The following is a 15,476-nucleotide window of genomic DNA, read 5'->3' as shown; positions in this document are numbered from 1 at the left end:
GTCGGCGGGGGGGGTGGCTTCTCGTCCAGCTCCCCGGGGGGCGGGGGGGGGGGGGGGGGGGGGGGGGCCCGCCCCCCCCCCCCCCCCCCCCCCCCCCCCCCCACCACCTCAGCGAAAGAGGGACCGCCCCCGACGCACGGACGACGTCGGGGGCGGTCGGGTCCGGGCGCACCCCTGCGTGTGGCCCGGACGGCTAGGCGGTCAGGCGCGCGCCCAAAGCGCTGGGACGTTCGGCGGCTCCCAACCTGCCTGTGCGGTGTGGCCCTGCAGGGCCCGATACGAAACGCCGTCGTAGGTCACCGTCGCGCCCGCGGCGTAGGTGGTACCCGCCGCCCAGGTTCCGCCGGGCGGGTTGTTCGACGTCGTGGTGGTCGGCGTCGTGCTGGAGGGCGGGTTCGAACCCGAGGTCACCAGGCGGAGGCTGTAGACGCTCAGGATCTCCGAGATCGGCTGGAAGTAGAACGTGCCGCCGGAGCTGCAGTTGCCGGAGCCACCGGAGGTGACGCCCTGCGCCTGGTCGCCCGCGAGCCACGAACCGCCGGAGTCACCCGGCTCGGCACAGGCGTTGGTCCGGGTGAGGCCGGAAACGGTGCCCTGCGGGTAATTCACCGAAGCGTTCTTCTGCTGGATCGTGCCGCAGTGCCAGCCCGTCGTGGAACCGGAGCGGCAGACCGACGCGCCGATCGCGGCCTCCTGCGAACCCGCCACCGGCACGGTGCCCGGGTAGCGGTTCACCAGACCGCGCGGGGTGTTGCCCGCGTCCACCCGGACCCACGCGTAGTCGTTGCCGGGGAAGCTGGAGCCCCCGACGGTGCCGCTCGGGTTCGAAGTCCGCGTGCCGGTGGTGCCGCAGTGCCCAGCGGTCACGAAGCCGCCCTCGACCGAGAAACCGATCGAACACCGGCCCGAACCGAAGGTGTAGGCGTTGCCGCCGATGACGTCGATCAGCGGGACCGGGCTTTCGGTGCTGGCCTCGACCCGCACCGCGTCGGCACGCACGCCGGAAGCGGTCGCCCACGACTTCGCGGCGGCTTCGCCACCGGGGTTCGCCAGGACGACGATCGAGTTCGTGGTGGCGTCGACGTACCAGCCGGGCACCGTCTTCGGCGCGCTGGTTCCCTTGGCGTCCAACGACGACTTCGCCGCGTCGAGCTGCGCGGCGCTCCGGGCGACCGTCTTCGGGGTCGCGCCCGCCGCACGGACGACGCCCTCCAGCGCCGCGTCGGTGACCGCGACGGTGAGCGTGGTGCCGTCCGCGTCGAGCCACGATCCGGCGTAGGACGGGCCGAGCCGGGACTTGAGGTCGCCGTCGGCGCGGGCCGCCTTCTGCTCGCCGGCGAGACGGGTCTTCGCCTGATCCGGGCTGATCTTCAGGTCGCGCGCCAGGGCGGCGACGATCTCCGGCTGGACCTGGTCCGCCGCCGGGGCGGCCTGGCCGGCGCTGGCGCTCGGCGTCAGCGCGACGGCCGTCACCAGGCCCGCGCCGGTCAGGGCCGCCGCGGCGGCCGCTACGATCTTTCGGTTCATTTCAGGCGTTTCCTCACCGCGTTCCGGAAGAAGATCTCGTTCCAGACCGTACGAGGCACCTGCTACGAATGGTACATACCATTTAGGTCATATCCACCCAGTGGACTGGACCTTTCGACCGGCTCCGCGCAGGTCAGCCCACTCCCGCGTCCGTGTAGTCGACGCCATAACCCGGATTCAGCTCCAGGTACTTCGAGTAGGTCGGCCGCCGGTCGATCAGTTCGCCGTACACCGCCCGGGACAGCGCGATCATCTCCGCGGCGAAGGGGCCCATCTCGCCGCGCTCCGACCAGCCGACGAGATTCCGCCAGCTCAGTGGATTCCCCGCGATCGGGACCGCGACGATACCCGGGATCTCGTGGAACAGCGGCTGGCACAACACCACCGCGTGTCCCGATTCGACCATCTCGATACAGGTCAGCACATCGGTCTCGTACAACGAACGCGGCGTGAATCCCGACCGGGCGCACGCGGACGCGAAACAGTCGCCGAAGCAGCCGTCGCCCGGCGTCGCGCACCATCGTTCGTCCGCGAGCTCGCCGAGTTCGATCTCGCTCTGGTGCGCGCGCTCGTCTCGCGCGGACATCAGCACGAACACCGGATGATGCGCGAGCGTCCGCCAGCGAAGACCGGGCTCCAGCGGCGGGGCGGCGTCACCGCAGACGCCGACGAAGGCGAAGTCCAGCGCGCCCTCGGCGGTCATGTCCGCGAGTTTGTTGGCCGACCACGACGTATGCGTGGCGACATGGATGTCGGGATGGGTGGTGCCGAGGCGCTGCAGGAGCGCCCCCAGCATCGGCCCCGTCGCCGAGCCGAGCCGCAGCGTCACCGGCTCACCGGTACCCGCGTGCTGGGCGAGCCGCGCCGCCTCGTCGTGCAGCGACGACACGGCGGGGAGCACCATCTTGGCCCGGTCGAGGACGAGGAGGCCGAGCGCGGTCGGCCGGGTCCCCGTGTGATCGCGCAGGAACAGCTTCCCGCCGAGGGTCCGTTCGATGCGCTTCAGTTGTGCTGTCAGTGCAGGCTGCGCCATTCCGAGCGTGTTCGCCGCCTTGGTGATACTCCCGAGTTCGGCGATCGCGCACATGATGCGCAGGTGGCGCAGTTCCAGCTCCATCCCTCTACGTTAGTAGACATAACTGGACTGGACCAGACAAACGATTGAGCCAAATGGCTTCGTATCGCTTGGTTCGCGGAATGCCATCGATGTCAGCAATCCCGGACATGCCGGGGCCGTCCGGCCGATACTGTCTCCACGCAACCGACGACGAGGGGGTTCAGTGGCGGACGAGCGTGGACGGATCCGGCGATCGCTGGCGCGCGTGATCACCGACGACAACCTGGATCTGTACGTACTGGGCGCCGTCGCACTGGCGTTCACCGTCCTGGGCGCGACCGGGATCTCGGACGTCAAAACGCTTTCCTCCGTGGTGACGGCGTTGCTGGCCCTGCTCGCCTTCTCCCAGATCCGCTCGCGGCGGCTGACCGAACAGGTCCGGGACGCCGGCCGCGGCGGCCCCGCGACGCTCTTCGAACCCGAATTCCCGGCGGATCTCATCGCCCGGCGCGCGGCGGCCTTCGACATCCTGCTCATCGGCCATTCGATGACCAGGACCGTGCAGGGCATGCGCAGCGACATCCGGTCGATCCTCGAAGCGGGCGGACGGATCCGGGTACTCGTCCTGGATCCGGCCGACGAAGCGATCGTCGAAGTCGCCGATCGCCGGATTTCCCCCAGTCACGGGCAGGGGCGGACGCGGCTGCGGATCCTGGCCACGCTGGACGAACTGACTTCGTTGAAAGGCAGGACCGGCGGCAGGCTGGAGATCAGGGTCTCGTCGCGGATCCCGTCCGCGGGCTTCAACTGTCTCGACGTCTCGAGCAAGCGGGGCCTGATCTGCGTGCAGCACTACGAACACCGGCCGGTCGGTGAAGCCGCTCCCGTGTTCACAGTGGAACCGAAGGACGCTCCCTGGTATCGCTACTTCGCCGACGAGGCCGAACGGCTGTGGGAGGACGGCACGCCTTGGCCGCTGTCCGCCGCGGACCAGCTCACGCGGGCACGCCGTCCGGTGTTCAGCGAGGACTTCGGCCCCGGGCTCGCCGAGGCGATCGACGGCGCGAGCGAACTGCTCGTCACCGGGATGGCCCGCAACACCCTGGTGAACAACAACTACGGCAAACTCGAAGAACGGCTGCGCGCCGGGACGAAGATCCGGTTCGCGCTGATCGACCCGGGCTCGCCCGCGATCGACACGGCGGCCGCGCGCTACTACGCCGTGCGCTCGCCGGAAAGCGCGCGAGAGCGCGTCCTTCACACGTTGCGGGTGCTGGCGGAACTGCGCCGCTCGACCGGCGGCGACCTCTCCGTCCGGCTCGTCACGCATCCCATCGCCATCGGCGTCATCGCCACCGGCTCGGCGCTGTTCGCCGAGTACTACACCTACCAGGCCGCGGGTGAGCCGAAGTTCGTCCTGCAGCCCGCGGACGGCGCGGCGTACCGGACGTTCCTCGGCGAGGCGGAGGCGTTGTGGAACAGCGCCGAACCGCACGACCTGACCGTGGACGACGTGGAGCCCGCGGGCGGCTGAGCTTCGGCGGTGGGGGGGGGGGGGGGGGGGGGTGGGGGGGGGGGGTGGGGGGGGGGGGGTGGGGGGGCCACGCCCGGGGGGGGGCGCGGGGCGGGGGGGGGCCCCCACACCCTTGCTGCGCCAATACCCCCCCCCCCCCCCCCCCCCCCCCCGACACCTTCGCCGTGCGCGACGAGGAACGCCGATCACACCACCGCGCCGTTGTCGTCCCGCTGTCGTGCGGGCGACGCCTTGCGGACGGGACGCCCGGCCCCCGGCCACCGCTCGTCGAGCAGGATCGCGACGGGACCGGCAGTGGCCACTGTGGACACTGTGCCCGCGACGAGACCGAGCAGGAGCGCGAGCGCGAAGTCGGCCAGCGATCCGTCCCCGAGGAACAGCAGCGCCCCGAGGACGAACAGCACGCCGATCCCGGTGTTGATCGTCCGTGGCAACGTCTGCAGGACCGCCGTCCCGACGACGCGCGAGAACGGTTCCTTGCGGCGCTGCCCCCGCACTTCCCGCACCCGGTCGAAGACCACCACCGAATCGTTGACCGAGTAGCCGATCACCGTCAGCAGCGCGGCGAGGAAGACACCGTCCATGGATTTGCCCAGCCAGGCGAAGATCCCGAGGATGATCAGGACGTCCTGCGCGAGCGCGGCCACCGTGGCCACGCCGAGCCGCCAGTCGAACCGCACCGCCAGGTAGATCAGCTGCGCCAGCACCGCGAGGCCGAGCGCGATCACCGCCTTGGTGCGCAGTTCGGCGCCGAGGCTCGGGCCGATCTGCTCGTCGCGGATCTCGGTGGCGTCGCCCGCGACGGACGCGACGGCGGCCCGGATCCGTTCGGTGGCGTCCTCGTCGATCGGCTCGGTGCGGACCGAGATGTCCTTCTCGCCGGACGTCTGCACGACGGCGCGCGGGAATCCGGCGTCGGAGACCGCGTCCCGTACCCGCTCGACGTCGGCGGGCGCCGAAGTGCTGTACTCGACGACCCTGCCGCCGGTGAACTCGACGCCGAGGTTCGGCCCGGCCACGAACAGTCCCGCGATCGCGGCGATCACGACCGCGCCCGCCACCATCAGCCAGCGCCGGGGTTTCCCGAGGAACCCGGGATCGCGGCGGTTCACCCAGCGGCGGACCCGGCCCTCGTGGGTGAGCCCGGACAGCCGCGATCTGCGCGCGACCACGCCCCGCATCGTGAGGTGCAGCAGCAACCGCGTGAGCACGAGCGAGATGAACAACGCGACGACGACGCCGATGGACAACGTCACCCCGAAGCCGCGCACCGGGCCGGATGCCAGCCAGAACAGCAGACCGGCGGCGAGCAGCGTGGTCACGTTCGAATCGACGATCGCCGACAACGCGCCGCTGAACCCGCGGCTGACCGACCGCGGCAGCGAGCCGCCCCGTTTGACCGAGTGTTCTTCTCTCGCCCTTTCGAAGACGAGCACGGTGGCGTCGACGGCCATGCCGATGGCCAGCACGAATCCGGCGAGCCCCGGCAAGGTCAGCGTCGCGCCGACGGCGAGCAGCGCCGCATAGGACACGGCCGCGTACGCCACCAGCGCGCCCACGGCGATCAGCCCGGCCAGGCGGTACACCGCGAGCAGGAACAACGCGGTCAGCGCCAGCCCGATCACGGCGGCGCGGGCGCTGGCGTCGATGGCGGCGGCACCGAGGGTGGGGCCGACGGTGCGCTGCTCGATGATCTCGACCGGCGTCGGCAACGCGCCGGCGTTGATCAGCAACGCCAGATCCTTGGCCTCGGCTGGCGAGAACCTCCCGGTGATCTGCGTGCTCCCGCCGACGATCCCGACCCCGCAGGCGACCTGCGGGCTCACCTGCGGCGACGAGATCACCTTGTCGTCGAGCGCGATCGCCACCCGGCGAGCGGGATCACCCGGCGGCGAGCAGGCGGCCTGCCCGGTCAACCGCTCCCAGGCACGGCCGGCATCCCCTTTGAAATCAACCGAAACGAGCCAGCCGCCGCCCTGCGAATCGACCGACGAGAGTGCCTCGTCGACGCCTTCGCCGGTCAGCGCGGCGGGTCCCAGCGTGATCGGCTGCCCGCTCTCGTCGTTGAGGACACGAGAGTCCGCGGCACCAGGGGCGAGCACGGGATGGAAGGACAGCTGCGCGGTGCGGCCGATCACCTCGACGGCCTCGCGTGGATCCCGCACGCCGGGCAGTTCGACGATGATCCGGTTGTCTCCCGAGCGGGCCAGCATCGGCTCGGCGACACCGAGCGCGTCGACCCGGCGGCGCAGCACCTCGAGCGTCCGGTCGGTGGTCTCCGCGTCGGCGGTGACGGTGGGCGAATCCTTGGTCTCCAGCACGATCTGCGTGCCACCACGCAGATCGAGCCCCAGTCTCGGGGCGGTGGTCAGCAACAGGTACACGGTCGCGGCGAGGACGACCAGCGAGACGACGGCTCGCCCGGTCATGCCTCGCCGCGCGGTTTCGCGCGGCACGAAGTTCTCCTTGGTGATTTCCCGGTTCGGGCACGCGAACACGCGCCCGTGAGCGTCAGACGGCTACCGGGAAAGGAGGTGCGCGGTCCCCCAGCGCGAGGCGGTTCGCCGTGCGCGAGGGAGGAGTGACGTCGTCGTGGAGTTCGCTGAGGCGGAGCAGTGTCGTCGACGCGGGTCCGTGCGGGACGGTCCCGAAGAGAGGCAGATCACCGTGACCGTGCACACCCAGGAGCGCGGGTTCGGCGGCGAGCCTGCCCGCGGCGCGCACCGGCGCGACGGCCTTGGAGACCGAGGAATCGACCGTCGCGTTCGCCCCGCGCGACTCGTCCGCCGAAGCGGAACCGCCCGAATGGAGCGCGAAGAACAGGCCGAGCGCGGTCAGCACGGCGGCGAGCAGCACCGGCACGGCCTGCCCGGCCGTCCTGCGGCTCTCCACCATCATCGACACACTCCCGGGGTTCTCGCCGACACCCTACTGGGATCCGGCCGCCCGCCACAGGCGCGTGATCCCGGCGCGGACGCGGTCCTCCCCCAGTTCCGGCAGCAACGCGGTCAGATGCTCGGCCGCCAGCGGGGCCAGCAGGGCGTGCGCGGCGTGCTCGGGGTCGGGCGTGCCGTCGAGCAGGATCGCGACGTGCCGGTGCCAGAACCGGTAAGCCCCGATGCGGTATCGCGCCCCCGGCGCAGCCGTTTCCGACATTCGCACCAGCGGCAGGTGTTCGAGCACGTAATCGACGTACGCGTCGGCGAAGGCCACGAGCCGTTCGGCCGCCGGAGCGCCAGGGCCCAGCGGCGGTGGCCCGTGCAGGATTTCTTCCTGGAGCAGGCGTTCCCGCGCGTCCAGCAACGCGACGGCCAGCCCCGCCTTGTCCCCGAAACGGCGGAAAAGCGTCCCCTTGCCGACGCCCGCGGCCGCCGCCACCTGATCCATCGACACCGCTTCGACGCCGTGCTCGGCGAACAGCGCCGCCGCCGCGTCCAGGATCGCCGCCCGGTTCCGGGCCGCGTCGGCGCGCTCCTTGGGCGGCGGCGTGCGCAGAAGATCCAACGAGGTTGCAGAAGCGGACTGCGGTCCGTTATGGTCGTGAGGCACATGCGGACTATAGTCCGATTAACTGGAGGTAGCGACATGACCGCACTCATCACCCGTGACGAGCTGAAGGCCGCGATCGACGCGAAGACCGTGACGGTGGTCGACGCACTGGGTGGCGAGTACTACGCCAAGCAGCATCTGCCCGGGGCCGTTCCCCTGGTCCTCGCCGATGTCGACGCGCACGCCGCGACCGTGCTGCCCGATCGCGGCGCCGCCATCGTCACCTACTGCTCGAACCCCGCCTGCCCCAACAGCGGACAGGTCGCCGACCGGCTCACCGCCCTCGGCTACACCGACGTCCGCAAGTACCGGGAAGGCATCGAGGACTGGGCCGGCGCGGGCCTGCCCCTCGAGTCTCAGGTCTGAGCGGGGACGCGCTCCCGCAGGATCGGGACCCCGTCGCCGTCGAGTTCGGCGAGGTAGGCCGTCCGCCCGGTCATGGCCATGATCAACGCCAGGGTCGTGCCCGAGACGAGCGGCCCGGATCCGGCGGCGAAGGGGCCATCGGTGGCTTGCAACCGCAGCCCGCCGATGCGCCCCTTCGCCGTCACCACCATGTCCGAGCCCCGGTAGTACCCGGCCAGAGCGGTGAGCACGGTGATCGGGTGGTCACGGCGTATTCCGAGCGGACGGCGGATGTCCTCGCCGTGCACGATCGTTTCGCCGAGCACCGCCATCTTCGGCAGGGGTGGTTTGGTCGTGCTGGTGACCACGCGGCGGAAGCGCTCCAGCGTCTCGGCGCCGTCGTCCCCCAGCTGCTCGGCCAGCCGCATGGCGACCTGTTTGTCGAAATCCCACCGGCAGCGGATCACCCCGGCCATCCACCTCAGCGGCGTGAGGCTCGCCCCCGAGGTGAGATGCGCGAGCACCTCGCGGACCGTCAGCCCGGCGCACAGCGACGCCGTCTCCCACCGCTCTTCGGTGAGCTCCGCGAGGTCGTTCGCCAGCGCCGCCCGCTCGGCGTGAATCAGCGGCCAGACCTCGGCCTTCGCTCCTGAGTCCGTCATCCGGAGTCCTTCCGATCGTCGTTGTCCGGAGGTGAGACTCCCGGGGCGACGCGGAATCATCGGTATCTTGGAGGAATTTTCCGGCGGCAGCCATCTGTCCACGCTCACGCCGCGCGCCCAATGTGGCATTGGGGACGGTCAGCGTCCCCAATGCCACATTGGGCGCGGCGTCGCGACCCGAACCGCCCGTGGCTCCTAGGACTCCCGGCGCCTCCGTCCGGCGAGGAGCAGCAGCGCGCCGATCGCCAGCATCCCGAGCGCCAGCACGGTCATCGCCTTCACCGGTGAGCCGGTCACGGCCAGGCCGGGCGGACGCGGGGTGTTCGGCGGCTGCGGGTTCGGCTTCTCCGGCGGCTGAGGCGTCGGCGGCGTCGGCGGGACCCGGGTGTCGGTGCCGCAGTCGGGGTTCGCCGACCCCGGCGGGCAGTTGCCGCCAGGCGTGTCCGACGTGACGACGTTGCGGAGGCGGTGGTCACCGGTCGCCGGCTTCCGCACGGTGACCGCGTAGGTGACGGTGGCCTTCTCCCCCGGTTTCAGCTCGCCCTTCCAGGTGAGCTTCGGCGCGGAGTACGTGACCGTTCCCGTGCTCGCCTTCGCGGTGCCGTCGAAGGTCGCGTCGTCCAGCACCTGGGTCAGGTCGTCGGTGAACGTCGCGTCGTCCACCACGGCCTGCCCGGTGTTCTCCACCGTGACGGTGTACGTGACGACCTCGCCCGGTTTCGCCTCCGTCTTGTCGGCCGTCTTCTTGATCTTCAAGCTCGACAGCGGTGTCGTCGTGCCGCACTTCGGATCCTTGCTGCCCGGCGGGCAGTTTCCGCCCGGAGTGTCGGACGTGATCACGTTGGTCAGTTTGCCGTCGCCGTCGGTCTTGGTCACCTTGACGCTGTACGTGACCGTCGCCGTCTGCCCGATCTCCAGGTCGCCGGTCCAGGTCAGCTTCGGTTCCTCGTAGGTCACCGCACCGATCGTCGCCGCACCGTCCTTCTGGAACACGGCGTCGTCGAGGACCTCGGTGAGGTCGTCGGTGAACGTCGCACCGGTCAGCTTCGTCTTGCCCGTGTTCCGCACGGTCACCGTGTACTTCACGACGTCGCCGGGGTTCGCCGTGGCCTTGTCCGCCTTCTTCTCCAGCGAGATCCCGGGCACCGGCGTGACGGTCGAACACGCCGGGTCGTCGGACTGCGGCGGGCAGGTGCCAGGGGTGTTGGTGCTGACGGTGTTCCGCAGTTCGTGGTCGCCCGTCACCGGGCTCTTCACCTTCACCGAATACTTCAGCGTGGTCGTCGCCCCGACCGGGAGATCGCCCACCCACACCAGGTTCGGCGCGGCGAAGGCGAACGTCCCGGCGACCGGGGCCGACGTGGCATCGCCGGAGTAGTCGGCGTCGTCCAGCACCTCGGAGAGGTCGTCCGTGACCCGCGCGGCGTCTTCGCCGACAAGGGGGACCTTGCCGGTGTTGGTGACGGTCACGGTGTAGGTGACGACGTCGCCCGGGTTCGCGGTCTGCTTGTCCGACGTCTTCTTGACCGTCAGTTCGCGGGACGGCACGTCCGCGACGCAGTTCGGATCGGTCGAGTCCGGCGGGCAGTTGTTGCCCGGGGTGTCCGAAGTGACCACATTGGACAGTTTCTTGTCACCAGGGTTCGGGTTCTTGATCTTGACCGTGTAGGTGATGGCCGAGCTCTGCCCGATGCCCAGGTCGCCGGTCCACGTCAGCTTCGGCGCCGCGTACGTGACGCCGCCGATGGTCGCCGCGCCGTCGTTCTGGTAGTCGGCGTCGTCCAGGACCTCGGTCATGTCGTCGGTGAAGGTCGCGCCTGCCTGTTCGGTCTGCCCGGTGTTGGTGACGGTGATCGTGTACTTCACCGTGTCGCCGGGGTCGACCGACTTCTTGTCCGCGGTCTTCTTGATGAGCAGTCCGGACACCGGGGTGGTCGTGCCGCAGTCCGGATCGGCCGAACCCGGCGGGCAGTTCCCGCCCGGCGTCTCCGAGGTGACCACATTGGACAGTTTCTTGTCGCCGTCGCCGGGGTTCTTCACCTTGACGGAATAGGTGACCGTCGCCGTCTCGCCGATGCCGAGGTCGCCGGTCCACGTCAGCACGGGTTCCGCGTAGACCACGGCGCCGATGGTCGCCGCGCCGTCGTTCCGGTAGTCGGCGTCGTCCAGCACCTTCGTGAGGTCATCGGTGAACGTGGCACCGGACAGCTTCGTCTTGCCGGTGTTCCGCACGGTCACGGTGTACTTCACGACGTCACCAGGGTTCGCGGACTGCTTGTCGACCGTCTTTTTGATCTCCAGTCCCGAAACCGGAGTGGTCGTCCCGCAATCCGGATCAGTCGAGCCCGGCGGGCAATTCCCACCCGGCGTCTCCGACGACACCGCGTTCTTCAGCACGTTGTCGCCCGTGTTCGGGTTCTTCACCTTGACCGTGTACGTCACCGTGGAGATCTCGCCGACACCGAGATCGCCGGTCCAGGTCAGTTTCGGCGCCGCATACGTGACACCACCGATCGTCGCCGCACCATCGTTCTGATAGTCGGCGTCGTCCAGAACCTGCGTCAGGTCATCGGTGAACGTCGCGCCGGAGATCGTCGTCTGGCCGGTGTTGGTGACGGTGACCGTGTACTTGACGACGTCACCGGGATTCACCGACTGCTTGTCGACCGATTTCTCGATCTTCAATCCCGACACCGGAGTGGTCGTGCCACACTTCGGATCCGTCGAACCTGGCGGGCAGTTCCCGCCCGGCGTCTCGGAAGTGACCGTGTTGATGAGCTTCTTGTCGCCCGGGACAGGGTTCTTGACCTTCACCGTGTAGGTCACCGTCGAGGTGGCACCAATTTCCAGGTCACCGGCCCAGGTCAGCTTCGGCGCCGCATACGTGACGCCACCGATCGTCGCCGCGCCATCGTTCTGATAGTCGGCGTCGTCCAGCACCTGCGTCAGGTCATCGGTGAAGGTCGCACCGGTCAGCTTGGTCTGCCCGGTATTGGTGACGGTGACCGTGTACTTCACGACGTCACCGGGATTCGCCGACTGCTTGTCCACGGATTTCTCGATCTTCAAACCGGAAACCGGAGTGGTCGTCCCGCACTTCGGGTCGGTCGATCCCGGAGGGCAGTTCCCACCTGGCGTCTCCGACGACACCGCGTTCTTCAGCACGTTGTCGCCCGTGTTGGGATTCTTGACCTTCACCGTGTAGGTCACCGTCGAGGTGGCACCGATTTCCAGATCGCCGGTCCACGTCAGCTTCGGCGCCGCATACGTGACACCACCAATCGACGCCGCACCATCATTCTGATAATCCGCATCGTCCAGCACCTGCGTCAGGTCATCGGTGAACGTCGCACCGGTCAGCTTCGTCTGGCCGGTGTTCCGCACGGTGACCGTGTACTTCACCACGTCACCCGGATTCGCCGACTGCTTGTCCACCGACTTCTCGATCAACAACCCCGACACCGGAGTCGTCGTCCCACACTTCGGATCCGTGGACCCTGGCGGACAGTTCCCGCCCGGCGTCCCCGAAGTGACCACATTGGACAACTTCTTGTCGCCGGGGTTCGGGTTCTTGACTTTGACCGTGTACGTGACCGTCGAGGTGGCGCCGATTTCGAGGTCACCGGTCCAGGTCAGCTTCGGCGCCGCATACGTGACACCACCAATCGACGCCGCACCATCGTTCTGATAATCCGCATCGTCCAGCACCTGCGTCAGGTCGTCCGTGAACGTCGCACCGGAAACCTTGGTCTGCCCCGTATTCCGCACAGTGACCGTGTACTTCACGACATCGCCCGGATTCGCCGACTGCTTGTCCACCGACTTCTCGATCAACAACCCCGAAACTGGCGTGGTGGTACCGCACTTCGGATCCGTCGAACCCGGCGGACAGTTCCCGCCCGGCGTCTCCGACGACACCGCGTTCTTCAGCACATTGTCGCCCGTGTTCGGGTTCTTGACCTTCACCGTGTACGTCACCGTGGAGGTCTCACCGACACCGAGGTCGCCGGTCCAGGTCAGCTTCGGCGCCGCATACGTGACACCACCGATCGACGCCGCACCATCGTTCTGATAGTCGGCGTCGTCCAGAACCTGCGTCAGGTCATCGGTGAACGTCGCACCGGTCAACTTTGTCTGACCGATGTTCGTCACCGTCACCGTGTATTTCACGACATCGCCCGGATTCGCAGACTGCTTGTCGACCGACTTCTCGATCAGCAGCCCAGACACCGGAGTCACGGTGCCGCACTTGGGATCCGTCGAACCCGGCGGACAGTTTCCACCCGGCGTCTCCGACGTCACCACGTTCTTGAGGCGATTGTCGCCCGTGTTCGGGTTCTTCACCTTGACCGAGTAGGTGAACTCCGCGCTCTTCCCCGCCGCGAGCGTGCCCGTCCAGGTCAGCTTCGGTTCCACATAGGACACTGAACCGGACGAGGCGGTGGCGTCGTTCTGGTAGACCGCGTCGTCCAGCACCCCGGTCAGATCGTCCACGACCTTGAGGTCCGCCGCGGTCACCTTGCCGGTGTTGGCGACGACGACCTTGTAGCGCACGGTGTCGCCGGGGTCGGCGGAGTCCTTGTCCACGGTCTTCGTCACCGTGTACGACGGCGGCGGCACCTTGGTCTTCGCGCACGCGGCCGCGGGATCGTCCGGGCAGCGGTTGTCCGGCGGGACGACCGGCGGCGGTCCGGTCGGGACGTTCGCGCGGTTCACCAGTTCCTTGCCGATCGCGGCTTCCTCGACCTTCACGCGCACGGTCAGCGTGGCGGTCTCCCCGACCGCGAGACCGTTCACGGCCCAGTCGATCGGCCCGGTACCGGACGCCGTTCCCTTCGACGGAGTGGATGACACATAGGTCGTTCCCGGCGGCAACGTGTCGCGCACCGTGAGCGCGGGAACGGGGATCACGCCGGTGTTGCGCAGGGTCACCTGGTAGGTCAGGGTGTCGCCGGGGATCGCCTCGGCGAGATCGACCGTCTTCGTCAGCTGGTACCCGGGCGAGGCGACCGTGTTCCGCACCGTGTTCGACGTGCGTTCCTGCGGCCGTCCGGTGTCCTCGCCGCGGAAGGTCAGCTTGCCGGTGTTGTCGAGTTTGGTGCCGTCCGGCACCGAGGCGCCGACCTTGACCTTGAACGCGACCTTCTGCGACTGCCCCGGCTTCAGGTTTCGCAGGGTGCACGTGACCACCTGCCCGGCGGCCGAACAGTCCGGATTGGACCCCGCCACGAACATGACGCCGTCGGGCAGGGTGTCGGTGAGCACGACGTTCGTCGCGGTGTCGAGGTCGGTGACGGATCCGTCGGCGTGCCGGTTGGCGACGTCGAAGGTGTAGGTGACGTCGCCGCCCTTGGTGACGTAACCCGGCGGATTGTCGTCCGTGTTGCCGACCGGGTCGTTGGCCTTGGTGATCTGCAGGTCCGGTTCGAGCGCGTCGGTGACGAGCCAGATCGTCTGCGGGTACAGCGCGTCGCCGACGGTGCCGATCTTCACCTGGAGCGCGGTGGTCCCCGCGGGGACCTTGCCGGTGATGTCGACGCTGCGGGCGTCGTATCCGACGTTGTTCACCGGATTGGGAGTACGTGACGTCACGTTCGTGCCCGAACCGGTGGCCGTGACCCGGTCGATCCGGCTGCTGAAGGCGTTGTTGGTCGCCACGCCACCGGGCGCGGGCATGGCGATCGTCTGCAGGCTGGAGGCGTCCGGTCCGACCTGGAGGTAGTCGCCGGTGATGGGCGCGTCGCCGTCACCCGCCACGATGCCGAGTTCGACATTGGGCTCGCGCGAGGTCGGAGCCTTGATGCCGCTCAGCGCGATGGTGGCCGAACTCGGCGAGCTCCCGCCCGCGACCACCTGCATCCCGTCCCAGACCTGCAGGTACCGCAGCGGCTCGCTGGGCAGTTCGTAGGCCACCACCAGCGACCAGCCACCCCAGCAGCCGAGGTTCGTCCGGCTGATCGACTGGCCTTGGCAGGCCTGGATGTCGGCGACCGTGTACTGCCCGGCACCGGCGTTCGTCACGAGGGAAGTGACGTCGGCCGCGCCACCGTAGGCGTACAACGTCGGGGTCCCGCCCGTGGTGGTCGCGGGGAACCAGTCGTAGGTTTCGGCGGTGATGCGCTGGTAGGAACCGGTACCCGGGCTCTTCACGGAGACCTGGTTCCCCTTGCTCCCGTCGCCGGAGGTCCCGTTGCTGGCGACCGGGTTGAACTGCCAGTACAGCCTGGCGTTGAGCACCTTCGCGCCGGCCGGGACGTTCAGGTTCGCCGCGGACGCGGTGTTGCCGGGCGCGGCCGGGTCGGTCTTGATCCACGACACCGCGCTCGCGTTGCTCGTGGACTCGTTGCAGACGACCCCGACACCGCACTGCACGACGGAGTTGGCGGCCATCGTGATGCCGCCGTGTGCCAGGCCGGAGTACACCGGCTCCGGCCCGATCGGCCGCTCGGTGCCCGCTCCGCGCGGCTGGATCTGGGCGTTCGCGGGCAGCGGCGCGCCCATCAGCAGGGCCACAACGACCACCGTGAGCAGTGCCACTCCCCGGCGCCACCGAATCCGCCCACGACGTTCCGCCATGCCGCCTCCGCCTCACCCCTCGCTTCCGTCGGCCCAGGTCAGGACGGCGGGGACAGCGAGCCCGATTCACGGTCATCCTGGGTCGGCGAGATCGTCGACGGCAAGCGGGATCGGCGGTGTCTCCTGGATAAAACCCATTGAGTGGCCCCGAAACCCCCGGAAGGGTGATGAAACACCGTCCACAACGGACAAAACCAGAGGTGGCGTTTCGTCGCGAAATCCGGCA

At 69.0% G+C, this 15,476-nt stretch carries 9 protein-coding genes; 2 read left to right on the top strand and 7 right to left on the bottom strand.

What is annotated here, in order from left to right:
- Nucleotides 1-201: 201 nt before the first annotated feature.
- Together ACIRGA_RS13800 and ACIRGA_RS13795 are read right to left on the bottom strand one after the other, a co-directional pair.
- Nucleotides 202-1,527, bottom strand: coding sequence for an alpha-lytic protease prodomain-containing protein (locus ACIRGA_RS13800; RefSeq protein WP_400940525.1), 1,326 nt, complete (start codon nucleotides 1,525-1,527; stop codon nucleotides 202-204).
- 133 nt (nucleotides 1,528-1,660) lie between these two features.
- The gene (locus ACIRGA_RS13795; protein WP_400940523.1) at nucleotides 1,661-2,644 is read right to left on the bottom strand and encodes a LysR substrate-binding domain-containing protein; all 984 of its coding nucleotides are present in this window, start codon (nucleotides 2,642-2,644) and stop codon (nucleotides 1,661-1,663) included.
- Between the two features lie 163 nt (nucleotides 2,645-2,807).
- Between ACIRGA_RS13795 and ACIRGA_RS13790 the strand changes: the two genes are divergently transcribed.
- Complete coding sequence (locus tag ACIRGA_RS13790; protein ID WP_400940521.1) at nucleotides 2,808-4,118, top strand: hypothetical protein; 1,311 nt, start codon at nucleotides 2,808-2,810, stop codon at nucleotides 4,116-4,118.
- Nucleotides 4,119-4,303: 185 nt separating this feature from the next.
- On the opposite strand, the gene secD is transcribed toward ACIRGA_RS13790, so the two are convergent.
- The 3 genes from secD to ACIRGA_RS13775 are packed head-to-tail and all read right to left on the bottom strand — an operon-like array spanning nucleotide 4,304 to nucleotide 7,622.
- The gene (secD, locus tag ACIRGA_RS13785) at nucleotides 4,304-6,574 is read right to left on the bottom strand and encodes a protein translocase subunit SecD (RefSeq protein ID WP_400940519.1); all 2,271 of its coding nucleotides are present in this window, start codon (nucleotides 6,572-6,574) and stop codon (nucleotides 4,304-4,306) included.
- Nucleotides 6,575-6,629: 55 nt separating this feature from the next.
- Nucleotides 6,630-7,016: a hypothetical protein gene (locus tag ACIRGA_RS13780; protein WP_400940518.1), complete on the bottom strand. Its 387-nt coding sequence runs from the start codon at nucleotides 7,014-7,016 to the stop codon at nucleotides 6,630-6,632.
- 30 nt (nucleotides 7,017-7,046) lie between these two features.
- On the bottom strand, nucleotides 7,047-7,622 hold the full coding sequence (locus ACIRGA_RS13775) for a TetR/AcrR family transcriptional regulator (protein WP_400940515.1): 576 nt from the start codon (nucleotides 7,620-7,622) through the stop codon (nucleotides 7,047-7,049).
- 81 nt (nucleotides 7,623-7,703) lie between these two features.
- Here ACIRGA_RS13775 and ACIRGA_RS13770 point away from each other — a divergent pair, with 81 nt between their 5' ends.
- Complete coding sequence (locus tag ACIRGA_RS13770; RefSeq protein WP_016335231.1) at nucleotides 7,704-8,033, top strand: rhodanese-like domain-containing protein; 330 nt, start codon at nucleotides 7,704-7,706, stop codon at nucleotides 8,031-8,033.
- On the opposite strand, the gene ACIRGA_RS13765 is transcribed toward ACIRGA_RS13770, so the two are convergent.
- Nucleotides 8,024-8,674 (bottom strand): maleylpyruvate isomerase family mycothiol-dependent enzyme, encoded by a 651-nt coding sequence (locus ACIRGA_RS13765; protein ID WP_400940511.1) that lies wholly within the window; start codon nucleotides 8,672-8,674, stop codon nucleotides 8,024-8,026. The two genes, ACIRGA_RS13770 and ACIRGA_RS13765, sit on opposite strands and share 10 nt — an antisense overlap.
- Nucleotides 8,675-8,869: 195 nt before the next feature.
- Nucleotides 8,870-15,250 (bottom strand): hypothetical protein, encoded by a 6,381-nt coding sequence (locus tag ACIRGA_RS13760; protein WP_400940508.1) that lies wholly within the window; start codon nucleotides 15,248-15,250, stop codon nucleotides 8,870-8,872.
- Nucleotides 15,251-15,476: the final 226 nt, after the last annotated feature.

Source organism: Amycolatopsis sp. NPDC102389 (assembly GCF_044765885.1).
GTDB lineage: Bacteria > Actinomycetota > Actinomycetes > Mycobacteriales > Pseudonocardiaceae > Amycolatopsis.
The sequence above is the reverse complement of the archived record's forward strand: the minus strand, read 5'-3'. Positions and strand labels throughout refer to the sequence as shown.

What these genes read in the sequence shown, in the direction of transcription:
- ACIRGA_RS13770 (WP_016335231.1), top strand. Translation starts at nt 7,704, where the DNA reads ATGACCGCACTCATCACCCGTGACGAGCTGAAGGCCGCGATCGACGCG.
- ACIRGA_RS13760 (WP_400940508.1), bottom strand. Translation starts at nt 15,250, where the DNA reads ATGGCGGAACGTCGTGGGCGGATTCGGTGGCGCCGGGGAGTGGCACTG.
- ACIRGA_RS13765 (WP_400940511.1), bottom strand. Translation starts at nt 8,674, where the DNA reads ATGACGGACTCAGGAGCGAAGGCCGAGGTCTGGCCGCTGATTCACGCC.
- ACIRGA_RS13795 (WP_400940523.1), bottom strand. Translation starts at nt 2,644, where the DNA reads ATGGAGCTGGAACTGCGCCACCTGCGCATCATGTGCGCGATCGCCGAA.
- ACIRGA_RS13800 (WP_400940525.1), bottom strand. Translation starts at nt 1,527, where the DNA reads ATGAACCGAAAGATCGTAGCGGCCGCCGCGGCGGCCCTGACCGGCGCG.
- ACIRGA_RS13780 (WP_400940518.1), bottom strand. Translation starts at nt 7,016, where the DNA reads ATGATGGTGGAGAGCCGCAGGACGGCCGGGCAGGCCGTGCCGGTGCTG.